Genomic DNA, 23,923 nt, shown 5'->3' with positions numbered 1-23,923 from the left:
TAATAGCCCATTCATCAAGTACAATGTGACTATGAATTAAATACTAGTATGGAGGGATAGCAATGATTGAGCTAGAAGAACTGCAATCAAATGAAGAATTGGAACAAGTTTGGGAGAAATCTCAACAAAAGCCTGTTCTGTTATTCAAACATAGTACGACATGTCCAATCAGTGCAGGCGCCTTTGAGCAATATCAATCATTCCTGGAGTCATCTGATAATAATCTGGATGGCTATATCGTGAAGGTAATTGAAAGCAAGGATATCTCCAATCAAATCGCGGTAGAAACAAATGTAAAACATGAATCACCGCAGATTTTTTTGATAAAAAACAAAGAAGTATTATGGCATACCTCCCATTCAAAAATAACAGCTGACTCTATAACTAGAGAGCTTAAGAATGCAGAATAGAGTCGATGCAGACTGTTGCAGTGTTTCATGACTGCGGCAGTTTGTATTGAACTAATAATTCAACTTTCGCAGCGTAAAATGAACGCATAAACCTTGAAGGAATAAGAAAGGCTGAAGATACACTATTTGAGTTGACTTTGGATCAACGGTACGTATTTGATATAAACTGCGAACTAACTGCTGGAATAAAATCTATAAACTCTTGTCCCGCCGTCCGGGGTCGCTACGGGCGGGTGCGCACCATAGGGCACTGCCTCAGCCTCCTTGCCCCGGCAAGGGATATGCCGACGTTGTCCGCAAAGGACGGTTTTAGTCGGCCTTCATTTAGTTGCTCTGCGGGGTCTTCGAACACGTGCTATTCCCGAAGGAGTCACCACCAATCAATTTTCCTCAATAATATTAGTAAACTCGTTATCTTTTGAAACCATTTTTTTCTAAATCCGTATCTAGTAATTGTAACTATCATAAAGACTAATCTAAAAACAGTGTATATTATTCTTGCTATGTGGTGTATCATCATAGCCAAGGAAATAGTGTGAAAATCAGGGGGCGGCAACTTTGGATACTAAAGGCAGTTTTAGTGAAGAACAAAAGGAAAAATGGAAGAAGCGTTTGAATTGGATTGGCTACATCTTAGTTGGTATTATTCTGATTCTTATCGTAGGTTTAATAGCTAATCAATTGATTGTAGATTATATATGGATGGAATCGCTTGGCTTTGAGAAAGTGTTTACTACCATACTGGGAAGTAAAGTAATGCTCGGCATAGCAGGGTTTATTTTATTTGCTGCGGGTACTTTCTTCACGTTGTACTGGATAAGGCGATCGTACATGAATCAATTTGATAGCAGTCAGCTGTCAAAGGTTATTGTTAATCGCAAAATGAGTTTCCTGATCATATTTGGAATATCTGTTCTAATAGGCCTGTTTGGCAGTAGTATTACACAGGGGTTTGGCTGGGAACGTACTCTTAAGTATTTAGAGCATGCCTCTTTCGGAGAAACGGATCCTTATTTTAATTTAGATATATCGTTTTATATGTTTGTTTTACCATTTCTAAAGTTTATTGTTTATCTCCTATTGGGGTTAGGTATATTTTTCCTAGTGGCAGAAATAGGAGCTTATTCGGTATATAACATGTATCGGTTAAACCGTTCTGCTCAATTGCAGCTTGGCGTAACGCTTGGTTTCATAGGGCTGCTTTTGGCGGGTATCCACCTGTTGGCGCCATATGGGACGCTTCTGACGAATCAGGTGAACCTATTTCAGGAGAGTGTTGTTTACGGTTTAAGTTACACGGATGATATTATCAATATTCCTAAATCATACATATTGGCGGGAACTGCAGTTATTGCAACTGTTTGGATAATTGTAGCCATTGTTCGGGGTAAGCTCCAATCAATATTAATTCCAGTTGTTGCCTATATTGGATTAGTAATTGTAGGACAGCTGACATCTGTTGCTGTTCAGAACTTTATTGTGTCACCAAATGAATTTTCGAAAGAACAGCCTTATTTAGAACATAATTTATCCTACACAAGGGCTGCATATGATTTGGACAGTATTAACGAAATGGAGCACCCTGGAAATAGCTCATTAAGCAAGGAGATGGTGGAGCGGAACCAGGAGACAATTGATAACATGCGGATAAATGATGTCAGACCGTTGCTCGATGTCTATAATCAAAAGCAGACTTTCCGTACGTATTATGAATTTAACGATGTCGATATTGATCGTTATGAGGTTGATGGTGAGTATGAACAAGTATTCCTGGGAGCAAGGGAGTTGAATACGGTCGACCTTCCGGATCAGGCTAAAACCTGGGTTAATAAAAATTTACGGTATACACATGGTTACGGCCTGGCTATGAGTCATGTTAATCAGGTGACAGCACAAGGGCAGCCTGAGTATATGCTGGAAAATCTCCCGCCTGAGGGTGTAATGGATATAAATCGCCCGCAAATTTACTTTGGTGAGGAATCGCATCCAAATGTCATTGTCAATAGTTCGGTTGATGAATTTGATTATCCTTCAGGCGATGAGAATATGGATACACGCTATGAGGCGGATTCCGGTATTCCATTACAAGGCATAAACCGTTTGTTGTTTTCACTAAGTGAAGGTTCTTTCCGTATGTTTGTATCTGATCAGTTAACAGATGACAGTCAGCTTTTGGCAACTAGAAATATCATGGATCGAGTAAAGCGTATCGCACCATTTTTCTCCTATGACCAGGATCCATATTTAGTGGTTCGTGATGATGGCAGTGTTGTTTGGATGATCGATGCGTATCTGAAAGCAGAAAAATATCCATATGCCGAGCCTTATCAAAAGGAGACAAATTATATTCGGAATTCTGTAAAGGTAATGATTGATGCCTATACGGGTAAGATGAATTTTTATGTAGTAGAACCAGATAATCCGTTACTGCAAACGTACCAAAATATATTCCCTGATTTATTTACCGAGGAAGTCCCTGAAGATATTCAGGCACATTTCAGATATCCGGAGAATTTGTTCTCTATACAGGCCTCTATGTATGGAACGTACCATATGTCAGATTTAGAAGTGTTTTACAATCGGGAGGATACTTGGCAGTTCCCGACGGAGAAATATTTTGATGAAGATATTGTAATGGAACCATATTATACAACGATGAAATTACCCGATGAAGAAGAGGAAGAATTTATGCTCATGATGCCATATACGCCGAAAAATAGGCAGAACATGATCGCATGGATGGGTGTTCGTAATGATGGCGAGCACTACGGCGATACGCTTGTATATCGCTTTCCGAAGCAACGTAATGTTTATGGTCCGCAACAAATTGAAAATCGAATTAATCAAGACAGTGATATCTCACAAGAGCTAAACTTATGGTCCCAAGGTGGATCAGAAGTCATTAGAGGAAATTTGCTTGCTATCCCAATTGAGGATACGGTGCTTTATGTGGAACCGATTTATATCGAATCAGCTAATGCAACGTCACTTCCGGAAGTAAAACGGGTTGTCCTGGCACACGGCGAAAATATCGTTATGGAAGCAAACTTTGACGACGCTCTTGATGAAATGCTAAAGCTAATTAATCCGGAACAGCAAAGTGATCAGGAAGCAGAAGAAGATGAGGGAACACAAGAAGAAGGTGGAGGAACAGGGGAAGCGGATGAAAACGCAGAAGAACCTTCACAGGATATAAATGATGCAGAAGAAAAACTGCGACAGTTTGGAGAATTGTTTAATGCCTATCAAAAGGCAATGTCTGAAGGAAACTGGGAAGAAGCGGGTCGAATTATGACCGAAATTGAAAACCAGCTAGCGAATCAAGAATAGTTATGATGAGATCTCCAGGTGTAACTGGTTCCTTTTCCTATCACAAACATTAAAAATGTAATGTAAAATGACCATTAAATTTGATGTGACCCCCAAAAGTTAGAGTTTAATATTAAGCAGCTAATTGGCTGGTGTGAATGCGGTACTGAACCGAACTCATGCCTGCCAATTTTTGCTTTATACGCTTAGTATTATAATAATTGATATAGTCTTCAATTTTCTTTTTTAATTCTTCAAACGAGCACAGTGCCTCGTGATATAAGAGATCTAAATCGGTTTGAAGAAGCTGAAAGAAAGGTAACTTTATATGACGGAAGAAAAGTCACTAGAAGCGTTGATGAAGATGATTATGACAAGAAAATTTTAAATTTAGCAGTACCTAATATAGAATTAAATAGTGAACATATTAATGCGCTTAAAGAGGTAAGAGCTTATGCAAATAGTTTGCATTACAATGTAGAAATTGAGTTAGTTGTCACTATCGTCAATACTGTTTACAGTGTTGGAGTATATAAAAATAAGAATGACGGGATGATTTTTATGATCCCTTTCGGATTTGATACTGATGGTGTTCGTACAGGGCTGGATAAACCTAATATTCTTCACAATCCCTTTGATTCGAACGCAATTGGCAATGCTTTAAAAAAATCATTGGATATTGTCATCAATGAGGAGTACACAAGAGAAAATATGGTGGATATTACTGAAGAGATAACCGGAATCAAAAGTACTGCAAAATTTACGAAACTACATTTAAATTTCTCAGCAAAGTTCAATCCGGAAGATGGTTACAAATTCAAACCACGAAAAAGGTATTCCGATTCATCTTATCGAAACTTTGAATACGAAGTTCCTGTTATTAAATTAGATGTGAATGCTACCGATGAAGAGATTGGGCAAGCTGTATTGAAGACGTTTGATCATTGTGAGTAATGTCAACCGCAAGGATAATTATCCTTGTGGTTGTAAGGGTTCATTGAGCAATACATAGATTGTGAAGTAATTCACTTAAACTAAAGGGTGCCTCAGTTTCATAAGCATTTGAAAATAAATAGAAGAAAAATCTCAGTTCATTAAATTGAACTGAGATTTCTTATTTTTATCTACAAATATCACTACAAGTACGACGCAAAGAGTTATATAAATTTTATTTACGATATAAAATGTAATTCCATGTTTTGTGATAGGAAACGGAACTCGCTATCCAGCGTGGAGATCCTTTTTTCGCAGCTAAGTCTTGCTGATAAGTCAGATTTTCAATAATTGAAAGTTTAACGGCTATAGATCATTCATATCTGCTTTCCATCTTTTTCTCATAAAGAGGGTTACAATACCAATAATGGATACGAATAATAAGCTGATATAAAACCCTGGGCGAATACTTTCATCCATTAACGTTCCAATTACTGCACAAAGTATTAATGCTAGACCAATCAGTGAGATGACTTTATCCAGAATCTTCTTCTCCGTTAGGATGCTAAATGAAGAAATAATGATAAACGACCAATTGTAAAGCAGTAAAATACCTGCAGCAGTGGTAATGTACTCGTAAATTTTACCTGGTAACAACAATGCCGTTACAACTGAGACAAGCAGTCCTAATGCCCCAAGTCCTAAGGATGGCAATGGCAAGCTGTTAAATTTCGTTAACTTTTTTCCAAAAAGATGAGGAGCGTTCCCATCTTTAGCTATCGTTACCATAAGGGTTGTGACTCCATATAATGCAGCTGTCATCGTTGAAAAGCCAGCAATTATTATTGCTCCATTAAAGAGATGCGGGAAAAATGGAAGATTGTAATTAGACAATGCTGTAACAAAGGGACTTTCTTCTTCATGAAACATATTTATTGATACCATAGTTACTGCAAGGCTGATCGATATAACATATATAGTCGTTAATCCAACCATCATTACTTTACCAGCCTTTGGAGCATCTTCTTTTTTTCTGAGCTGCATTGCCATCAATCCAATAACCTCTACGCCTCCATAAGCATAGAAAGCGTAAATAAGGGAAGCCCAAAATCCTTTTAGTCCATTAGGGAAGAGTTTTTCTGCTGAAACAGGAATGCCTGGCTGTTCACTTCCTTCCCCGGGTATCCAACCTAGCAAGGCAACAGCACCTAAAATAATAAAAATGAGAATTGCTGCTGTTTTAATAACTGCAAAGATATCTTCTATTTTATCAAAGCCTTCTGTTCCCAGTAACACTACAGAAATGGAAAGGACAGCATACCCAGCAGCAAAAATCCACAAGGAAATATTCGGAAACCAGAATTGTGAAAGGATTGAAAGGGCTATTAGCTGACTGCCCATAATTAGAACGTTCGAACACCAGTAATTCCAACCACTGCTAAAGCCTGCCCAACGACCGTAAGCCTTTTCAGCATAGTAACAAAAAGATCCCTCTTGTGGATCTTTGGCTGTCATCTTAGCCAGTAAGTTAAACACAATATAGGTTCCTAGTGAGGCAAGTAAAAATGAAAAAACAAATGAAGGCCCTGTAATACTAATCCCTATACTAGAGCCGAGAAAGTAGCCAGTCCCAATTGTGCACCCTAACCCTACTAAAGAAAGTTGCCACCACTTCATGCCGGATTCTTTTGACCCTGTCCCCTTACGATCAGCGCCTGATTCTGTTCCACTCATTCATACTCTCCTTTAGCAATTAGTACATAAGTGTATATTGTCCAAATAAGAGAGCAATTATCGATCTTCAGGAAAAATCAAATAGTTAAAAAAGCCCATAGAATCCATTATTGTCATATGGATCCTGTGGACGGGGCTACTAGTAATATTCAAATGTAGAAAAGTATTTTAATTGCTTGAATACCGAAATATAAGCCGAACCCACACAGCACAAGTCCTGTGAAAACGGAGATGCCCTTTAAAGTGCGCTGGGTAAGGAACCTTCTAAAGCTACTGGAAACCCCAGCCATTGTTAAGTCCCATAACATTAAACCAACTAACATTGCGACACCATATAGGATTAGATGGAAGTTATCATATCGGTTGATTGTATTTGCTAATACAGAACCATAGATACCAAGCCAAAATAAAATAGACAGTGGGTTACTGATAGATATCAAAAAGCCAGTAGTAAATGTCTTTTTTAAGGATTCCTTTTTTCTGTTTTGATTAATTTGTAATTTTTCCGAGCTGACGATGCTTTCAATGCCAGTATAAAATAAAACAAAAGCACCAAATGACCATAAAAATGTTTTCATGAATGGAATCTCCAAAAAATGCACAACTCCAAAGAAGACAGCGATAATAAAGAAAAGCTCCGCTACGATGGAACCTAGCCCTATTAACCATGAATGGAAAAATCCATTTTTAATACCTTGATTAATTTGAGCAGCATTGATTGGGCCAAGTGGTGCTGCTAATGATAACCCAAGAAATATATAACTGATGAATACACCCAAAGTTTTCACTCCTTATGGATAAATATGGCTCGTACCATTACTATTCATCAGAAGGAGGATATATAACTTAAACGTTGATAAAAATGGCATACTGCATGTTTCACAGTATGCCTTTATGTTTGGCGATTGATGGCCTGGTTTGTCTCCTCAATCAGCCGTAGCAGGTCAGTGGCCCGTTGCATTTCTTGCGCATTAACTTCAGTATTAATCGTTGGATTATGTTTGGCTTCATTTAAAATTTCTTCTGCCAGCTTCACCTGTTGTTGTGCCTCGCTGAATCCTGTTTGATCTTCTTGAGCCTTTTCCACAGCAAGTTTCGCATTATTCATATATCCCATAACAGTTTCCATGTCCTTGTTGTTTGAATGCATAGCTGTCCTCCTGTCTTGTTAACTAATTTTCCATATCTGAAGCTAATTATTCATCAAGGACATTCCATCCAAATTTAATCTAAGCTAATTGAAACATCACCCTAAGAAGTAAAAGACAGAAAAGATAAGGTACCCGCCCACAACAATTAATGAGGGTGTAATATATGTGAGTGTATTCTTTGTATTATTACGCTTTAAAATACTAATAACAATTAATGTCAGCATAAATCCTGCGGCTGCAGTGGAGATATGTTGATTCGACGCATCAGCCCAAATGCTTCCATTCCGGTAAAAAATATCAGCAATGGGAATGACAAAAACGTTGAAAATGTTGCTCCCAAGAATAGTACCAATTGCCAGATTGACATTTGCGACCCGAAGTGCGACTAATACGCTAACGGCATCTGGTAGTGAAGTTGCAGCTGCAATTAGCAGGCTTCCTACAGCACTTGCACTTATCCCACTTGATTGAGCGATCACATCACCTGATATCGACAGGGAACTCCCTGCGACGAAAACGATAAGTGAAAATAAAATGAATCGAATAATGGCTGTTTTTACAGGAAAATCTGTTTTTCTTGTACTCTGTTGAGCAGCTTCCTCCCCGCTTATCTCTTGCTGATGCTTTAATGATATAAGCCAAAGCCCGCCTAAATAGACAACAGCAATTGCGATACTTGTAATTCCAATACGGAAAAGTTCCTGATTTAAGTTTAAAAAAAGCGACAAGATGACTATTGCGCATAAAGTTAATCCTAAAATTCCTGTGTAAAAGTGGTTAGCTGACACCTTCAAAAATAAACGTTTTTTACGAAAATATAAATCAAAAAGAAATAATGCAAAAATATTAAATGTGATACTTCCCAAACCGTTACCCACTGCAATATCAGCATTGTCAATGACAGCGGCTGAAATTGTGGCTGTTAATTCAGGTAGTGAAGTTGCGACAGCGAGCAGTACTGTACCGACAACAAGTCCTCCAGCTTTTGTTTTATTACTAATAATATCAGCGTAAGTCGCCAGCCGAATTGCAGAAAGTACTGATACCGCAGCTGCAACAATAAATATAATGATTGATGTAAGTAGCAAAAAGCGTCTCCTTTCATATTGCATAGACATATATACCCCGTTGATAAAGTACATAATCATACCATGAATTAGAGGGAAGGAGAACACGCACGTAAGGTACTGCTGTATAAACAAGAAGAGCCCTTTCGATTGAGAAGGGCTTTAAAAACTGCTTAAAACTGAAAAAAACGATTGAAAACTGAATAAACACGAACGAATACTGAATAGGCTTGGCCGAAGACTGAATAAACGTCCAAAGTGACCGGTTAAGCCTGAATAATCGCTGGGAAGACTGAATCCCAGCTCCGATCCTTCCCCAGCTAATATGGCCAGCGCACCCTCACAGCACACAATTAATACGGGTCAGCATCATGTGATTTTTTGACAGCTTCTTCAGGTGCTTTCTCACTATCTTTATTTCCAAGCGGGTTTTTACTTGTACCCCCTGTTGTCATTTTGCTTGTCCCGGCTAATCCTTCTCGAAGACGGCGGCCGTATTCTTCATCTGCATCTTCAGCAAGTGCTACCATTTTATCCTGGATTCGCTGGTCACATTCTGAAATATCACCGACAAGGTTAGCTATTAACTCATCTCTTTCCCAATCTTTGAACATACGATATGTTTCACCAGCTTGTTTTGTATTACTTTGGCGGTCAATCGGTTCTCGAACGAGGTTTCCTTCAACTTTTGGTGTATATTCTTTTCCGATCTGCTTTGCTTCTTTTAATCCGCCAAGCGTTGATGGTTCGTAATTAACGTGCGGATTTTTCCCTGATAAATTTTCTGGTTCATAGCGCATTTGTCCGCCTTCATGGTTTGTTGCCACTCTTTTTTTAGCAGCATTAATTGGTAACTGTAAATAGTTTGCTCCGACACGGTAACGTTGCGTGTCTGAATAGGAGAATGTCCGGCCTTGCAGCATTTTATCATCTGAGAAGTCAAGGCCATCTACAAGAACACCTGTACCGAATGCAGCTTGTTCCACTTCAGTAAAGTAATTTTCTGGGTTTTTATTTAATACCATTTTCCCTACTGATAACCATGGGAATTGATCTTCAGGCCAGATTTTTGTGTCATCAAGCGGGTCAAAGTCTAATTCCGGATGCTCATCGTCGCTCATAATTTGCACGTAAAGCTCCCATTCAGGGTAATCACCTTTTTCAATTGCATCATATAAATCCTGTGTTGCATGGTTGAAGTTTGTAGCCTGGATCTCGTTTGCTTCTTTAACTGTCAGGTTTTTAATGCCCTGTGTCGGTTCCCAATGATATTTAACAAGTACAGCTTCTCCATCATTGTTCACCCATTTATACGTATTGACGCCAGATCCTTGCATTAACCGATAATTAGCTGGAATTCCCCATGGTGAATATACAAACGTAACCATATGGAATGATTCTGGAGAGTTTGAGCAAAAATCGAAAAACCGTTCGCTATCCTGAATGTTTGTTACTGGGTCTGGCTTAAATGCATGGATCATATCTGGAAACTTGATTGCATCACGAATAAAAAAGATCTTCAGGTTATTTCCTACGAGGTCCCAGTTGCCATCTTCCGTATAAAATTTGACAGCAAAACCGCGTGGGTCGCGTAACGTTTCTGGAGAATGCCCACCATGAATAACAGAGGAGAACCGCACAAACACGGGTGTCTGTTTGCCTTTTTCCTGAAATAATCTGGCCCTTGTATATTTCGATACGGGATCATCTCCAGCTGTTCCATATGTCTCAAAATAACCATGTGCACCTGCACCGCGAGCGTGAACAATACGCTCTGGTACTTCCTCTCTATCGAAGTGGCTTATTTTTTCAATGTAATCATAGTTTTCTAATGTAGAAGGACCGCGGTTTCCTACTGTTCTTATGTCTTGGTTGTTTGTAACAGGGTGCCCTTGTCTATTTGTTAATGTGTCTTTATTTTCAATATTTGTTTGATTTTTATGGTCTTCTGCCATTTCCTATCATCCTCCATTCAAATTCACTACTGTTACATTGTCCAAATTTATCCTATTTATGAGTTTTTTATTACTAAAGTGTATAAAAAGTTGGCAGTTATATATTTAGGTTACAATATAAGCCACGTCCAGCTCCAGCGCCTATCGCCTAGTGGACTTCCCTCCCCGTGTTTACGATAAGTCAACATCGAATCGCTTACGCTCTTCGTGTATCCTTTATCTCACACGGGTCAGTCCAGTCCATACGGCGCTGAACAGGCGCTTACGCTTTTGTTCAAAAATTGATTTGCATCAAGGTAACCGACGGGATACAGCTTAAAATGAAGTTAGAAACAAGGAGGGAGTAATTAAAATGAAAACAATAAAATTTCAATTAGAACCATTAACATGTCCATCATGTATCAAAAGGATTCAAGGGAAAGTAGGGAAAATGGAGGGAGTTGAAGAAGCAAAAGTTATGTTCAACTCCAGTAAAGTCAAAGCAACATTTGATCAGAATAAGGTGACCTCAGAAGAATTGAAAACAACCATCGAGAAATTAGGCTACCCGGTTGCATCTTAGCCAATTTAGGACTGCTCTTTAGTTAACGTCTTCGAATAATAACAGGATAAGATGTTAGAAGGTTTATTTTCAATGGTTGGCTCTAATGTAGTTGATATAAACTGCGATGTACTGTGGAAAAATAATTTCAGTGCTATGATCTCGCTACGGAAATACACTTCGCTTTCCGCGGGCGGCTGGCAAGCCTCCTCGTGCTGCGCACTGCGGGGTCTCGCCGATGCCTTTCCTCCCGCAGGAGTCTTCGTGTATTTCCTCCGCTGGGTTTTGTTCACTTATTCAAAAAAATAAATGCATGTTGTGATGATATATACAAGATCTTAGACCATCTAAACCAGCAGCCGGAATATGCGAGACTCCCACGGAAAGCGAGTATATTCCAGCTGCGTTGTCAGAGATTCTCACAAAATGTTTCTAATCGTATCTACGTCGCATTTTATAGCTAATCAGCAATAAAAATAAATCCGAATTAATTCGAATTCTATCTCAAGAATTTTGAATTATAGTTCGGATTTTACTTTGACAAAAACACTTTTGTTCCGGCCTCATGATGTTATTTATTTGATTTCCCATTACCTGTTTTATCGGGAGAGCACGGTTATCCAACAACTAAAACAAGGAATATCGAGATTGTGATAATCGAAACTAACGTGGTAGCGAGTATGTATAACGGTACTTGCTTAACCAATGTATTATATTTTTCAGCAAAGACGTATACAATTGCCCCTGTTGGCAACGCGGAAAGAATAATAATTGTAGTTGCCCATAAATCGTCGTCGATTGGAAAAACAAAGTAAACGAAAAAAATAGCCAGTAAAGGCAGAAATATTAATTTCAAGCTTAATAGGTGATAAATTCAGAGGCATTGTACTCTTTGCTCTTCAGCACACTTCGTTCACCTGATAGACCTAGCCCAAGTGCAAATAAAGCAGTGGGACCTGCAGCAGGACCAAGTACCTCTGTGAATACATAGACAGATTCAGGCAATGGGATTTCTAAAAAGGCTACGATAATTCCAAATGCTAAAGAAGCGTTAATTGGATTTAACAGAATAGGCTTTACGATAGATCCAAACATAGGGACGATTTTCACCTTATCGCCGTTCTTGATATTCATCGCTTTTGCTACTTCAAAGGAAACGATAATCAGTGTTATAACTGTTAAGTCGTAAATAAATGTTGCGATTGCACCTGGTATTGCCGCTTCTTGTCCAAACGCAGCGATTAATAAAGGGATCCCGAGAAATCCTGTGTTTCCGTAAGTAGTAATCATGCCATACATCGTTACTTCAGGAAATTTCTTTTTAAAAATGAATTTAAATATAGCTACGGTTACGGCAAAGCAAATTAAAGTAATAACTAAATTTATAATAATAAAATTTGTATTCGTGATTTGCTCAATCGGTGCAGTAGATAACGAGAAAAATAGTAACGCTGGGAGTGCAAAGTAATACACGAAATAGTTCAATGATGATGTGCCATGAAGTGGTAATAAGGAAAGCCTTCCAGCTAAAAATCCGCATAAAATGATAGCAAAAATCGGTATGACCACCTGAAACATTGTCCCCATCTATTTCCCCCCTTTAACGCTAGAATACATAGCATTTTCCATCGTAACATAAATGATCAGTAACGTTATCTATAAAATTCACCCTTGTCAGAATTTTATTGACCGAGGTGGTCTAACGTGTTAAGCTAAAATCGACCAATATGGTCTAACTTTGTTTGATTAGGAATAAACTAACGTAAAGGAGGGGATTGGATATTACAAAAAAGTTTGAAAAGCTCGATAATGATAAACAACAGCGAATTATAAATGCTGCATTAAAAGAATTTGCTGAGAATGGATATGAGCAGGCTTCAACAAACCGAATTGTAAAGAGCGCTGGAATTGGTAAGGGAATGCTATTTTATTATTTTAAAAGTAAAAAAGCACTTTATCACTATCTGACAGACTACACATTAGACATTGTAAAAAATGAATATCTAACACGCATTGATACAACTGAACCTGACTTTATTGAGCGAATGAAGCAGGCAGCCCGGGTTAAAACGATAGCTCTTTCGGATAATCCCGATACCTTTAATTTCCTGGGGACCCTATTGTTAACCAGTGAAGAAGAAGTATCAACTGACCAGTTGCAGAAGATTCAGGAGTTACAAAAACTAGGGAACTCAAAGATTTATGAAAACATTGATAACACATTATTCCGAGATGATATTGATGTTGATAAGGCATTCAAGCTAATTCGCTGGTCGATTGAGGGCTACCAGAACGAAACGTCAGCTGAACTTGCAGGACGAAAAATGTCTTCTGTCGATTTACATCCATACTGGGATGAGTTTTATGAATATCTGGATATCTTAAAAACAAGTTTTTATAAATAAGAGGGGGATTTTATATGGGCTTATTGCAAGTAAATAATCTAACAAAAAAGTTTGGCAAATTCACCGCACTGGATGGCATTAACATTAACGTGAATGAAGGAGAAATTTATGGCTTTATTGGTCCAAATGGTGCAGGAAAGTCAACCGCTATTCGTGTGTTACTAGGTATTTTAAAGGCTAACCAAGGCGAAGTTAAGGTATTTGGCAAGGATGCTTGGGCAGATGCTGTTGAAATTCATAAACGTATTGCTTATGTTCCGGGGGATGTGAACTTGTGGCCGAACTTAACTGGCGGTGAGGTTATTGATCTCTTTATGAAATTACGGGGTGGTAACAATAAAAGTAAACGTGAAGAGCTGATTAAAAAGTTCGACTTAGATCCATCAAAGAAATGCCGAACATATTCAAAAGGAAACCGTCAGAAGGTCGCATTAGTTGCTGCATTTTCATCAGAAGCAGATCTTTATATTCTGGATGAGCCCACATCAGGACTGGATCCGTTGATGGAACAGGTCTTTCAGGAATGTGTAATGGATATTAAAAAAGAAGGCAAGAGTGTCCTGCTTTCCAGTCATATTTTATCTGAAGTAGAAAAGTTATGTGACAGAGTTGGCATCATTCGTCAGGGTAAGATTATTGAAACAGGCTCGTTAAGTGAATTACGTCATTTAACCCGCACGAATTTACTTGTTGAAACGAAGCAGACAATCACATCGTTAAATGAGTTACAAGGTGTTCATGATGTTGTAGAAAGAGATGAAGCACTTTCGTTCCAGGTAGATGCGGAAGAGTTAGATGCTGTTATTAAGCATGTTAGCCAATTTGGAATTGTGAGACTTGAAAGCGCACCACCTAAATTAGAAGATTTGTTTATGCGTCATTATGAAGGTGGGGGGCAAACAGAGACAGGGGCAGGAGGTGTATCCTAATGGCTGTAAATCTATATAATAAAACCGGGCGTCTTTCGTGGTTAATTGTAAGGCTGGACCGCATCCGTATTCCTTTATGGCTAATCGGACTATCTTTTTTTACACTAATCGTACCGCCAGCTTTCGCTAGTTTATATCCTTCTCAGGCAGATAGAGATGTTATGGCCGAAACAATGATGAATCCTGCGATGACAGCAATGGTAGGTCCTGGTAATTTAGAGAACTATACACTTGGGGCCATGAATGCACACCAGATGCTGCTTATGACGGCATTAGTTGTTGGGCTCATGAGTATTCTGCTTGTAACTCGCCATACCCGGGCCAATGAAGAAGATGGACGTACTGAAATGATTCAATCCTTGCCAGTGGGGCGTCTTTCTAATTTAAATGCAACATTGCTTGTTTTATGTGTAACGAATGTTGTGTTGGCTTTAATAACAAGTTTAGGACTATACGCGCTAGGTATAGAAAGTATGGGGTTAGAGGGATCTTTACTATATGGCGCTGCATTAGGTGCAACAGGTATTTTCTTTGCAGGAGTTACGGGTTTGTTCGCACAGCTTTCGGAAAGTTCTCGTGGAACAATTGGATTTTCAATAACAGTGCTGATAATTGCCTACCTTGTGCGTGCTATTGGTGATGTGAGCAACGAAACGTTGTCAGGCTTCTCACCTTTAAGCTGGGTCACTTCGACTGAGGTATACTCCTCGAATAATTGGTGGCCGATTCTGTTGTTGATCGGTACATCTATCATTCTATTTATTCTAGCAAACTATTTAAATGCTATCCGTGATTTAGAAGCTGGATTTTTGCCAGCAAAACCTGGGAGGAAATATGCTGCGCCGCTTCTACAAAGTCCTATAGGAATTGCCTTCAGATTGCAGCGAATTGGAACAATCTCCTGGGCGATTGGCCTGCTTTTAATGGGATTATCTTATGGATCTATTTTCGGCGATTTGGAATCATTTTTTGAAGGAAATGAAATGCTGGAAAAAATGTTAGCCTCTAAGGAGGGGTTTTCTGTAACGGAACAGTTTATACCCAAGCTAATGATTGTTATGGCACTCCTGTCAACGGTTCCTCCTGTGATGGCCGTGAACAAACTTCATGGTGAAGAAAAGAAAGGCCGCATTGAGCACTTGCTTGGCAGAGCCGTTTCACGTACACGACTTATGGCTAGTTATTTAACCATTTCAGTTGTTAATGGATTTGTTATGCTTTCACTTGCTGCACTCGGGCTCTGGGGTGCTGGAACAGCTGTTATGGAGGAAGGGCTTAGCTTAGGGATGGTTTATGGAGCAGCTATCGTATATTTACCGGCGATGGTAGTGTCTATAAGTATTGCGGTGTTACTGATTGGCTTTGTGCCTAAGTGGATTAGTTTCATTTGGTTATATGTTTTTTATTCATTTGTTGTTCTTTATTTAGGCGGGATATTCCAATTTCCAGAGTGGGTTGGAAACCTTTCGCCATTTGGCCATATTCCACAACTTCCGATAGAGGATATGAACTTTATGCCAGTTATCATCTTGACTCTAATCGCAATAATTTTGTTAATTGTTGGCTTTATTGGATATAATAAACGAGATATTGAGAGTTGAATTATATAATTTAATAGTGACTAGTATCGGTAATAATGATACACTTGAAGTTGCGATGAGCTGATTTGTGTAAGACGAAGGACAATGCAATTCATGTGGATGTGAACACATGGTCTTTCGCCACAAATTTCGTAAAAGCGCCTGTACATTAAATGTATAGGCGCTTTCTTATTTATATTTTGTTTTATAAAAAGGTTCACGTCCTATTCGTCGATAGAAAAACCTGAAGACCCTACAGCGAGCGCCTTTTTCTCGCGAGGAGGCAGAAGCGTTCCCTATGGCAAGTATCTGTCAAAATAGCGTGAGGCGGTCACTCATGACTGTAATGAGAACCCGGATTTTGTCCAAATAGCGAAAAACGGTCACTCATGAGGTTTATGATGACTCGAAATCTGTTCAAATAGCGAGAAACGGTTACTCATGCGGGTTATGAGAACCCGAATTCTGTTCAAACAGCGAGAAAAGGTCACTCATCGGTCGAGTATTTTGCCGCCGTTGCATTGGATTAGTACTCATCTAATCAAATATCAAAGAAAATCACGATAATGTCGCATCGGTGCGTGTACAATAGTAACAAACTTCTTAGAAGATAGCCTATTTTAGAACTTCACAGGAAATGGTAATAATAAGGGAATACCGCGTTTATTCGTGGGAATGAGCCTCATATCTGCAATTAGATGACTGATATAACCTAATACACAAACAATAAATATATTTTCAACAGGTATACTTAGCGAAAATAAATGAGCGATATAACTGAAAAAGGAAAGACCTATTAAAGAATGTGTATACGAACGATGTGGTAACAAAGAAGCTGCAGCAACATAGATACCGCTAAGCGTTATCCACAATATGCTGAGCATAATTCCCAATAAGACTGCGCCTAGTCCAGTTAACAAAAGCATCATTTTTTGCGAAACCATTTTGGAAATCATAATTACGGCAAAGCCAATTCCAACACCAATTAGCTTTTCAATTCCAATTCCGTTAACCCAGGAATAGATCATCATGATGATGCCAGTTAAAATCATAACGTTTTGTAATAGTTTATGCGAAAATGAAATCTTTTTGGCTAAATTACCCCCTGTATCCAGGTCTGGTACAAGTGCAGCTACAACGCCTGCTAATGTTAAGGATCCTATTGTTACATAGTCAGCGCTTGAGAAAATTCCTACAGCAAGTCCGATTCCACTTCCAATTGTAGCGTGACTAATTCCATTCATTTTTCTCTCTCCTTTGATTAGTGTGGGTAGCAACTTTAACATCATAACGTAAATTAATTCCGTTTTAACAGTAAATCAGAAAAATGTAGACCTTTTTCCTATAGGGGAATTCATATACTGAATCCTTTTCATCAAAAAAACGTATGCTTTACTATAGAATTAAAGAGGATGGTTTGATAATGAAAATGTATGAATCAAAGGTTTATGAAGAACTGCAAACGTGGCGGAAAAAAGTTTTGAAGCAGTCAGGTCTGATAAATCAGCTATCAAAAAAAGCACAAACAAAAGTTAACGGGATGATTCCAGAGCGGGCCCATAAAATCATAACAGATAGTATTAAAAATATGGTTAAGGCAACCTTAGTCGGTTCAAATGTTACAACAAAGAAAAAACTTTCAACCGGATTGAGTCTTTATAAGAGGGATGAGATTCTCAGGGAAAAACTCACTTCATATCGAAAAACAGCAGTAATTGAGGGAGCAGGAACAGGTGCAGGTGGCATCTTCCTCGGACTTGCTGATTTCCCATTACTTTTATCGATTAAAATGAAGTTCTTGTTTGAAGCAGCAACTGTCTATGGATTCGATACAGATGAATATGAGGAGCGCTTGTTCATACTTCATGTGTTCCAGCTTGCCTTTTCAAGTGATGATAAGCGCAAAGAAACTTTCCATATTATCGAGAATTGGGAAGCAGAAAAGGGAAAGCTAGCTGATATGGACTGGCGGGTTTTTCAACAGGAATATCGAGATTATATTGATTTAGTCAAAATGCTTCAACTAGTTCCGGGGTTTGGCGCAATAGTCGGAGCATATGCCAATCACAACTTGCTTGATACACTAGGGGAGACTGCAATGAATGCATATCGACTACGATTATTAACAGACCAGCCACAGGACTACATTTAATATTTCGATAAATGAAAAGCTGTTATGTTACTATTAACTAAGGTTAGGAGGCGGGATTTTGTTATGACGTGGTCTTGGGAATTATTTTTTTCATATGAATCAGTTAAAGATACTGGAATTTCAATTGGTATAATTCTGCTGTTTTTAATCTTTCGGAAAATCTTTACAAAATACGTATTTAAGCTTCTCTTAAAGTTAAGCAGAAAAGCCCCGAGTGATTTCTTTTCATACATATTTATAGCGTTTGAAAAGCCGGTTCGATGGCTGTTTATTATAATAGGGGTATATGTTGCCGTTGATTACTTTCCTTATTTGGAACAGGCGAATCCATTATTCCAGAACATCATAAGGTCCTTTGTTATCTTTATGGTAAGTTGGGGGTTGTATAATCTCTCCGCTTCATCATCACTGCTTTTTTTCAAGATTGAAGAGAGATTTGATATTGATATTGATGATATACTGATTCCGTTTCTATCGAAGGCGCTACGGTTTATTATTGTAGCAATCAGCATTAGTGTGATTGCCCAGGAGTTTGGGTATAATGTAAGTGGTTTTGTTGCTGGACTTGGTTTAGGAGGACTAGCCTTTGCTCTGGCAGCAAAGGATGCTATCAGCAATTTATTTGGCGGAATTGTTATTATTACAGAAAAGCCCTTTACAATCGGACATTGGATTAAGACAGATAGTGTTGAAGGTATCGTTGAAGATATTACATTTCGCAGTACATTAGTAAGGACCTTTGCTGATGCACTTGTCACAGTTCCTAATGCAACTTTAGCAAATGAATCGATTACGAACTGGAGTCAAATGAATAAACGGCAAATAATGTTTTATTTAAGGGTGACTTACGATAATCCTCGCGAAAAAATTGAGACAGTTGTAAATCAGATTGAGGATTTACTTAAAAATCACGCCGAAATTCATCAAGAAACTATTTTTGTTTCCCTTGATCAATATAAAGAATATGGATTAGATATTTTGTTATATTTCTTTACAAAAACTACTGACTGGGGAAACTATTTAAACATACGAGAAGAATTAAACTTTAAAATACTGGAGATTCTTGAGAACGAAGGAGTTACCATTGCTATACCAAGCAGAAGATTGTATATGGACTCGGAGTATGATGGTCAGAGTCCTGTTAGACAGGAATCTGAATAAATCTTACCTAAAGGAGCTGTACTGAGCAGCTCCTTTACTAGGCAGTTAAGAAAGTATAAATACTCTTTCTCACTGCATAAGTGCAACTAAGGCTTATATATTAAGGCTTGGCGATAAGCCAGGTTTTCTAATTATCATCACATACTATACAGATAGTAACTTGCATGGTGGGTGCCTCGTGATAACTCTCAATTAATCCTTTCTTTGAGATGGAGTTCTTGTCGACGACTTTTTGCTGTAACGTAATCGTTAATGGCCTGTCAAAAAGAAGTTCATCCGTTAAAATGGTATTCTCATCCACCCAGCGGAAGTTTAATTTATCCCGTTTAAACACGTCAATAGATGAAGAAACAGGAATCCCTTTCTGAAAAAAAGGATGTTCCTTTTCTATTGGGGTACCAGGTTCATTCAAGCAAATATATAATGACAAATTATCACAAAGCTGAAGCAACCCGTAATGGAAATCAAATGTATCCTGATCAAAATTCGATAACGATTGTATGATACGTTTTTGGCGTTCTTCTTCTTGTTGTACAAAAACTTGAGCTTCTTTGGAAGTATCATCAAGGAGAAAACGGGAATAATGTTTACTGCATAAAAGTCCTGCATAGCTATCAACTTTCTCCACTTCTTCGATGCCATGTTTATAAAATACAGTCTTTGGGAGAACAGGAAAATCGACAAAAGTATACGGTGCTTGATTTTTGTCATTCCAAAAAGGCTGTTTATCTAACAACTTCCAGCCATCATCATGTTTATAAATAGCATAGTCAACAGATTCCCTGAGTTCTTTTTCAGGAACCAGTAATTCTTTAAGGTTTGCAGCGATTTCACCTGATAGGTAGGCATGATGCTCTTGTTCAATCATGACAAATTCATTTGTATGTTCTCTTACAATCATGAAACGTCACCCTTTTCAGTTCAGTTGGGATTTGCTTATTAAAAGTATACGAAAAATGAATAGAGGGATAAAGTGTTATGCGTTTAACGTCAATAGTTAAAGGCGAGGTTGACATTAAGAGGTATATTATATATAATTACTTACATAAAGTAACTTAGTGTTTAATAGTAATCATAAAACGTAATGGAAAGGAGCAAATAATATGGAAAAGAAATTCTTCGAGGAGCCAACCATATATGTTGGTGAGGTTAATATAAATGTTACAAATTTGGAAAAAGCACTTACTTTTTATCAAAATATTATCGGATTCAATGTACTGGATCAAACAGACAGTAAAGCGGTGTTAACAGCAGATGGAAAAACGCCTTTGTTAACAATAGAACAGCCAGCTGACGTTGTTCCAAAAGAGGATAGGAAAACTGGATTATTTCACTTTGCGATTCTTTTACCAAGTCGCGCGGATCTTTCTTCGTTCTTAAATCATATCGTGCAGACAGGAACACGCCTGGGGGCCTCTGATCATTATGTTAGTGAAGCACTTTATCTTAATGATCCAGACGGAAATGGTATTGAAGTATATCGTGATCGGCCTTCATCTGAATGGACTTGGTCAGAAGGCAAGGTTGCGATGGCTACCGAACCTTTAGATGGAGAAAGTCTGCTTGCAGAAAGTAAGAAAGAGTGGAATGGTTTGCCTAATGAAACCGTAATGGGGCATATTCACTTGCATGTAGCTAATTTGGCTGAAACAGAGAAATTTTACAAGAATGGCCTTGGATTTGATATTGTTACAACCTATCCTGGTGCACTTTTTACATCGACCGGCGATTACCATCACCACATTGGATTAAACGTATGGAATGGGGAAGGTGCTAAAGCTCCATCCAGGAACAGTGCTGGAATGAATTGGTTTACACTTGTTTATCCAAATGAAAAAGTCAGGGAAGAAACAGTTGGCCAATTAAAACAGGTTGGAGCTGATGTGAAACAAGAGTCAGACTACTATATAACACAAGATCCATCTGGGAATACAATACAATTGATCCTAAATTAATAAGGCAGTTTTCTTTATAAATGTTGCTTTTTATTAATGAAACTTGAGCGTAGTGGATATAAAATGCGACATAGTGAAGATTTTCTTTTGTTACACTTTCTCTCGTTCTAATGATGGTGGAGTGCTCAGATTCGTTCCGGCAGAATACTTCGCTTTCCATGGGTGGGAGCTGAGGCCTAGATGAGACTACGCAGCGACGTAGGAGCAAGGAGGCTCATCAGCCGCCCTAGTGCCCGAAGTGAATTTCCGCAGCGGCCTAATAGCACTTAAACTTTTTAAAAAGTATGTTGGGAGTTTATATCAATTGCGAGGTTATAAACCTAAGAATAGAGCCATTAAAAAACCGTTCTGCCATTTACGTGCAGAACGGTTTCTTTTTTATATATTTTGATACCATTTACTTGCTGCTTCTACTTCACTGTATGCTAACTGGTGACCATTTTTTTCCCAATGGAGTTCAACACTTGCACCAGCATTTTCCAATAATGACTTAAGGTCTTCTGATTCCTGTGCCGGACAGATTGGATCATTTGTCCCTGCGCCGATAAAAATATTTTTTCCAGAAAGATCTGGCAGGTCAATTCCTCGTCTTGGAACCATTGGATGATGAAGAATGGCGCTTTTTAGTGAATCTTGATAATGGAATAGCAGGCTTGCGGCAATATTTGCGCCATTTGAATATCCAATCGCGATTATATTGTTTCGGTCAAAGTCATTTTCTTCCGCTGCTTCATCTAGAAATTCATTTAATTCTTTTGTACGAGCGATTAAGTCTTCTTCATCAAATACACCTTCAGCCAATCTTTTAAAGAAGCGCGGCATACCATTTTCAGAAACATTTCCGCGTACACTTAACACATTGGCATCCTTGTCAACTTCTCCTGCTAGCGGAAGCAGGTCCTGTTCAGTGCCTCCAGTGCCATGCAGTAATAGTAGTGTTGGTTTTGATTGGTCGTTTCCTTTTTGGAATATATGTTTCATTGTATTTCTCCTTTCGACTTCAGTTTATTCTTTCTTCACACTGTCTAAGCCTATTCTTTTTAGAATATCGATAACTGATTCCAGCTCTTCAGGACTTACATCTTTAAAAACCTTCTCTATTACCTTCTCGTGTTGTGGGAAGATATCATCCATCAATTCTTTTCCCTGATTCGTTATTCGAACATGAATAACTCTTCTGTCTTCTTCACTGGTAATCCGTTCCAATAATCCTCGCTGCTGTAGCTTGTCAATTACGTAAGTCATGGACCCACTATTTATCAGTACTGCATCACAAATCTGATTTACAGTTAGGTCACCTTTATGATACAAAGCCTCCAATATTGTAAATTCAGTGATACTGACACCATAACTTTTTATATCTTTCTTAATACGCTCTTCAACAGACTTTGAAGCCCGCATCAATACTACAAATGCATTTAATGATAAATTTTTATTCATAATACCATCTCTCTCTGGGAGTTTATTCTGAATTAAAGATAATTATAAAGTAAATAACATAAAGAAGTCAAGAATCGGTGCCTTTCACTTCCCGATTTTTGGCGAATTATCTTTCAGTTGATTTATTCGGTCTAATTAGGTAGTTTGGAGGAAGAAACACTAAAATCCGAACGGAGGGTGATTTAAGTGGGAGTATGTAATATCGATCATTCACAGGAATCTGTTGTAAAGAAGCTTAAGAGTCAAGAGGAATTCCTGCCACAGGATTTAACTGATAAATTGTATCTTTTTTTAGATGAGGACCGTTCGCAGGAAACGCTAAACGAATTATTCCATCTTTTTAAGAAGTACGATTTGGCTTCAAAAAGTGAACAGGAAGAGAGAGATGGCCAATTAATAACACTTATAAGCTAAAATATAGATTAAAAAACTGCCATCCATATGATTGAATTGGGTGGTATTTTTTAGGCGATAGAATCTGGCTCTGACTTAGTATAATCAGCAAGTTTTCCTTGATATACTAATTGAAAGCCAGGTTCCTCCTGCAAATCATGTGGGGTTATCAAGGATAGTGGTTTCCCAAAATTAAAGTTGTCACATTCCGTCAATACAGAAGCAACAAATTCAGAGCAAAAGAAGGCATTTTCTCTGTTAAATTGTTTATTTAGCAATATGGCAAATAATCCTAACAGATTATAACGGTAGTTTTCTTTTTGAGATTCTATTTTTTGTATATAGGCATTCATTTTATTGATCTGATAGTCATTGACTGTACAGCAATAAATGGCACACTTGGCATTCGTAAACAACTCCCCCGAAATATTTTCTTTAACAAACCCACCGAAAAAAGGATTTCTGCGACTTGTTCTCCCAAAGCTATAGACTCCCATCAAATTCTTGTCAAAAGTAATTGATGCATGATTAAATGGTTTCTTTGGCAGTAAGAACGTATAACTACTTTCTTACTGCATAAGTGCAACTAAGGCTTTGGCCATAAGCCAAGTTTTCTAATGTATAGCTTGATCATTCGTGTGAATAGTGTTCCAGTGTCTGTTAATAGCACATAGACCTTTTTGTTATTCATCATGAAATACTCCTCATCGTTTTGTATAAGGTAATTTTAGCGAGTACTAACAAATTAAGCACCCTGAGTAATATTTTGTAATAAGTCCTGAGACGTATTTAAAAGTAAATTAACCTG

The 23,923-nt window shown here is 38.2% G+C and carries 24 protein-coding genes; 11 read left to right on the top strand and 13 right to left on the bottom strand.

All coding sequences use genetic code 11. The features are described 5' to 3' along the window. The first annotated feature begins 62 nt into the window (after positions 1 to 62). Entirely contained in the window at positions 63 to 410 is a 348-nt protein-coding gene (gene ytxJ / locus ACTWQM_RS11780; RefSeq protein WP_443258346.1) for a bacillithiol system redox-active protein YtxJ, read from the top strand. A 558-nt stretch (positions 411 to 968) separates the two neighbouring features. Then, positions 969 to 3,740 carry a UPF0182 family membrane protein gene (locus ACTWQM_RS11775; protein WP_443258345.1) on the top strand — a complete coding sequence of 924 codons (2,772 nt, stop codon included), beginning with the start codon at positions 969 to 971 and terminating at the stop codon, positions 3,738 to 3,740. 112 nt (positions 3,741 to 3,852) lie between these two features. Here the strand turns inward: ACTWQM_RS11775 and ACTWQM_RS11770 are convergent, their stop codons facing one another. Continuing rightward, positions 3,853 to 4,047 carry an IS3 family transposase gene (locus ACTWQM_RS11770; protein ID WP_443258395.1) on the bottom strand — a complete coding sequence of 65 codons (195 nt, stop codon included), beginning with the start codon at positions 4,045 to 4,047 and terminating at the stop codon, positions 3,853 to 3,855. Between ACTWQM_RS11770 and ACTWQM_RS11765 the strand changes: the two genes are divergently transcribed. Then, positions 3,987 to 4,673, top strand: coding sequence for a hypothetical protein (locus tag ACTWQM_RS11765; RefSeq protein WP_443258344.1), 687 nt, complete (start codon positions 3,987 to 3,989; stop codon positions 4,671 to 4,673). The two genes, ACTWQM_RS11770 and ACTWQM_RS11765, sit on opposite strands and share 61 nt — an antisense overlap. Before the next feature lie 345 nt (positions 4,674 to 5,018). Here ACTWQM_RS11765 and ACTWQM_RS11760 read toward each other — a convergent pair whose 3' ends face one another. The 5 genes from ACTWQM_RS11760 to ACTWQM_RS11740 all read right to left on the bottom strand — a co-directional run bounded on the left by ACTWQM_RS11760 (position 5,019) and on the right by ACTWQM_RS11740 (position 10,559). Next, on the bottom strand, positions 5,019 to 6,386 hold the full coding sequence (locus ACTWQM_RS11760; RefSeq protein ID WP_443258343.1) for an amino acid permease: 1,368 nt from the start codon (positions 6,384 to 6,386) through the stop codon (positions 5,019 to 5,021). 149 nt (positions 6,387 to 6,535) lie between these two features. Then, positions 6,536 to 7,165: a LysE family transporter gene (locus tag ACTWQM_RS11755; RefSeq protein ID WP_443258342.1), complete on the bottom strand. Its 630-nt coding sequence runs from the start codon at positions 7,163 to 7,165 to the stop codon at positions 6,536 to 6,538. 113 nt (positions 7,166 to 7,278) lie between these two features. Continuing rightward, complete coding sequence (locus ACTWQM_RS11750; protein WP_443258341.1) at positions 7,279 to 7,536, bottom strand: hypothetical protein; 258 nt, start codon at positions 7,534 to 7,536, stop codon at positions 7,279 to 7,281. Between the two features lie 96 nt (positions 7,537 to 7,632). Continuing rightward, positions 7,633 to 8,625: a sodium:calcium antiporter gene (locus ACTWQM_RS11745; RefSeq protein ID WP_443258340.1), complete on the bottom strand. Its 993-nt coding sequence runs from the start codon at positions 8,623 to 8,625 to the stop codon at positions 7,633 to 7,635. 332 nt (positions 8,626 to 8,957) lie between these two features. Further along, positions 8,958 to 10,559: a catalase gene (locus ACTWQM_RS11740; RefSeq protein WP_443258339.1), complete on the bottom strand. Its 1,602-nt coding sequence runs from the start codon at positions 10,557 to 10,559 to the stop codon at positions 8,958 to 8,960. A 352-nt stretch (positions 10,560 to 10,911) separates the two neighbouring features. Here ACTWQM_RS11740 and ACTWQM_RS11735 point away from each other — a divergent pair, with 352 nt between their 5' ends. Next, the gene (locus ACTWQM_RS11735; protein ID WP_443258338.1) at positions 10,912 to 11,121 is read left to right on the top strand and encodes a heavy-metal-associated domain-containing protein; all 210 of its coding nucleotides are present in this window, start codon (positions 10,912 to 10,914) and stop codon (positions 11,119 to 11,121) included. 595 nt (positions 11,122 to 11,716) lie between these two features. Here ACTWQM_RS11735 and ACTWQM_RS11730 read toward each other — a convergent pair. Next, positions 11,717 to 11,956: a hypothetical protein gene (locus ACTWQM_RS11730; RefSeq protein WP_443258337.1), complete on the bottom strand. Its 240-nt coding sequence runs from the start codon at positions 11,954 to 11,956 to the stop codon at positions 11,717 to 11,719. Between the two features lie 2 nt (positions 11,957 to 11,958). Then, positions 11,959 to 12,687 carry an AEC family transporter gene (locus ACTWQM_RS11725; protein ID WP_443258336.1) on the bottom strand — a complete coding sequence of 243 codons (729 nt, stop codon included), beginning with the start codon at positions 12,685 to 12,687 and terminating at the stop codon, positions 11,959 to 11,961. A gap of 188 nt (positions 12,688 to 12,875) precedes the next feature. Between ACTWQM_RS11725 and ACTWQM_RS11720 the strand changes: the two genes are divergently transcribed. Genes ACTWQM_RS11720 through ACTWQM_RS11710 form a run of 3 tightly spaced genes read left to right on the top strand, consistent with a single transcriptional unit; the run spans position 12,876 to position 16,035 of the window. Continuing rightward, entirely contained in the window at positions 12,876 to 13,505 is a 630-nt protein-coding gene (locus ACTWQM_RS11720; protein ID WP_443258335.1) for a TetR/AcrR family transcriptional regulator, read from the top strand. Between the two features lie 14 nt (positions 13,506 to 13,519). Further along, a complete protein-coding gene (locus ACTWQM_RS11715; protein ID WP_443258334.1) occupies positions 13,520 to 14,434 on the top strand; it encodes an ABC transporter ATP-binding protein in 915 nt (304 codons plus the stop codon). Continuing rightward, positions 14,434 to 16,035, top strand: coding sequence for an ABC transporter permease (locus tag ACTWQM_RS11710; RefSeq protein ID WP_443258333.1), 1,602 nt, complete (start codon positions 14,434 to 14,436; stop codon positions 16,033 to 16,035). Before ACTWQM_RS11715 ends, ACTWQM_RS11710 begins: the two co-directional genes overlap by 1 nt. A 599-nt stretch (positions 16,036 to 16,634) precedes the next feature. Here the strand turns inward: ACTWQM_RS11710 and ACTWQM_RS11705 are convergent. Then, positions 16,635 to 17,258: a metal-dependent hydrolase gene (locus ACTWQM_RS11705; protein WP_443258332.1), complete on the bottom strand. Its 624-nt coding sequence runs from the start codon at positions 17,256 to 17,258 to the stop codon at positions 16,635 to 16,637. 179 nt (positions 17,259 to 17,437) lie between these two features. Here ACTWQM_RS11705 and ACTWQM_RS11700 point away from each other — a divergent pair, with 179 nt between their 5' ends. Together ACTWQM_RS11700 and ACTWQM_RS11695 are read left to right on the top strand one after the other, a co-directional pair. Then, positions 17,438 to 18,166, top strand: a complete 729-nt coding sequence (locus ACTWQM_RS11700; protein ID WP_443258331.1) for an EcsC family protein — start codon at positions 17,438 to 17,440, stop codon at positions 18,164 to 18,166. Between the two features lie 63 nt (positions 18,167 to 18,229). Then, a complete protein-coding gene (locus ACTWQM_RS11695; RefSeq protein ID WP_443258330.1) occupies positions 18,230 to 19,327 on the top strand; it encodes a mechanosensitive ion channel family protein in 1,098 nt (365 codons plus the stop codon). Positions 19,328 to 19,454: 127 nt separating this feature from the next. On the opposite strand, the gene ACTWQM_RS11690 is transcribed toward ACTWQM_RS11695, so the two are convergent. Continuing rightward, on the bottom strand, positions 19,455 to 20,228 hold the full coding sequence (locus ACTWQM_RS11690) for a DUF3891 family protein (RefSeq protein ID WP_443258329.1): 774 nt from the start codon (positions 20,226 to 20,228) through the stop codon (positions 19,455 to 19,457). 202 nt (positions 20,229 to 20,430) lie between these two features. On the opposite strand from ACTWQM_RS11690, the gene ACTWQM_RS11685 reads away from it, so the two are divergent. Further along, positions 20,431 to 21,282, top strand: a complete 852-nt coding sequence (locus tag ACTWQM_RS11685) for a VOC family protein (RefSeq protein ID WP_443258328.1) — start codon at positions 20,431 to 20,433, stop codon at positions 21,280 to 21,282. A gap of 378 nt (positions 21,283 to 21,660) precedes the next feature. On the opposite strand, the gene ACTWQM_RS11680 is transcribed toward ACTWQM_RS11685, so the two are convergent. Both ACTWQM_RS11680 and ACTWQM_RS11675 read right to left on the bottom strand, forming a co-directional pair. Beyond that, positions 21,661 to 22,263 carry an alpha/beta hydrolase gene (locus ACTWQM_RS11680; RefSeq protein ID WP_443258327.1) on the bottom strand — a complete coding sequence of 201 codons (603 nt, stop codon included), beginning with the start codon at positions 22,261 to 22,263 and terminating at the stop codon, positions 21,661 to 21,663. A 24-nt stretch (positions 22,264 to 22,287) separates the two neighbouring features. Further along, entirely contained in the window at positions 22,288 to 22,722 is a 435-nt protein-coding gene (locus ACTWQM_RS11675; RefSeq protein ID WP_443258326.1) for a MarR family winged helix-turn-helix transcriptional regulator, read from the bottom strand. A 186-nt stretch (positions 22,723 to 22,908) separates the two neighbouring features. Here ACTWQM_RS11675 and ACTWQM_RS11670 point away from each other — a divergent pair, with 186 nt between their 5' ends. Continuing rightward, the gene (locus ACTWQM_RS11670; protein ID WP_443258325.1) at positions 22,909 to 23,136 is read left to right on the top strand and encodes a hypothetical protein; all 228 of its coding nucleotides are present in this window, start codon (positions 22,909 to 22,911) and stop codon (positions 23,134 to 23,136) included. 50 nt (positions 23,137 to 23,186) lie between these two features. Here ACTWQM_RS11670 and ACTWQM_RS11665 read toward each other — a convergent pair whose 3' ends face one another. Beyond that, entirely contained in the window at positions 23,187 to 23,615 is a 429-nt protein-coding gene (locus tag ACTWQM_RS11665; protein WP_443258324.1) for a hypothetical protein, read from the bottom strand. Between the last annotated feature and the right edge of the window lie 308 nt (positions 23,616 to 23,923).

The sequence above is a fragment of the Virgibacillus sp. L01 genome (genome assembly GCF_052246775.1).
Lineage (GTDB): Bacteria > Bacillota > Bacilli > Bacillales > Amphibacillaceae > Lentibacillus.
Note: the sequence above shows the minus strand (reverse complement) of the source record. Positions and strands in the feature narration are given on the sequence as shown.

Excerpts from the sequence above, each read along its gene's own strand:
- ACTWQM_RS11695 (WP_443258330.1), top strand. The coding sequence starts at position 18,230 with ATGACGTGGTCTTGGGAATTATTTTTTTCATATGAATCAGTTAAAGAT.
- ACTWQM_RS11680 (WP_443258327.1), bottom strand. The coding sequence starts at position 22,263 with ATGAAACATATATTCCAAAAAGGAAACGACCAATCAAAACCAACACTA.
- ACTWQM_RS11725 (WP_443258336.1), bottom strand. The coding sequence starts at position 12,687 with ATGGGGACAATGTTTCAGGTGGTCATACCGATTTTTGCTATCATTTTA.
- ACTWQM_RS11740 (WP_443258339.1), bottom strand. The coding sequence starts at position 10,559 with ATGGCAGAAGACCATAAAAATCAAACAAATATTGAAAATAAAGACACA.
- ACTWQM_RS11750 (WP_443258341.1), bottom strand. The coding sequence starts at position 7,536 with ATGCATTCAAACAACAAGGACATGGAAACTGTTATGGGATATATGAAT.
- ACTWQM_RS11715 (WP_443258334.1), top strand. The coding sequence starts at position 13,520 with ATGGGCTTATTGCAAGTAAATAATCTAACAAAAAAGTTTGGCAAATTC.
- ACTWQM_RS11685 (WP_443258328.1), top strand. The coding sequence starts at position 20,431 with ATGGAAAAGAAATTCTTCGAGGAGCCAACCATATATGTTGGTGAGGTT.
- ACTWQM_RS11675 (WP_443258326.1), bottom strand. The coding sequence starts at position 22,722 with ATGAATAAAAATTTATCATTAAATGCATTTGTAGTATTGATGCGGGCT.
- ACTWQM_RS11700 (WP_443258331.1), top strand. The coding sequence starts at position 17,438 with ATGAAAATGTATGAATCAAAGGTTTATGAAGAACTGCAAACGTGGCGG.
- ACTWQM_RS11760 (WP_443258343.1), bottom strand. The coding sequence starts at position 6,386 with ATGAGTGGAACAGAATCAGGCGCTGATCGTAAGGGGACAGGGTCAAAA.
- ACTWQM_RS11690 (WP_443258329.1), bottom strand. The coding sequence starts at position 20,228 with ATGATTGTAAGAGAACATACAAATGAATTTGTCATGATTGAACAAGAG.
- ACTWQM_RS11705 (WP_443258332.1), bottom strand. The coding sequence starts at position 17,258 with ATGAATGGAATTAGTCACGCTACAATTGGAAGTGGAATCGGACTTGCT.
- ytxJ (WP_443258346.1), top strand. The coding sequence starts at position 63 with ATGATTGAGCTAGAAGAACTGCAATCAAATGAAGAATTGGAACAAGTT.
- ACTWQM_RS11710 (WP_443258333.1), top strand. The coding sequence starts at position 14,434 with ATGGCTGTAAATCTATATAATAAAACCGGGCGTCTTTCGTGGTTAATT.
- ACTWQM_RS11735 (WP_443258338.1), top strand. The coding sequence starts at position 10,912 with ATGAAAACAATAAAATTTCAATTAGAACCATTAACATGTCCATCATGT.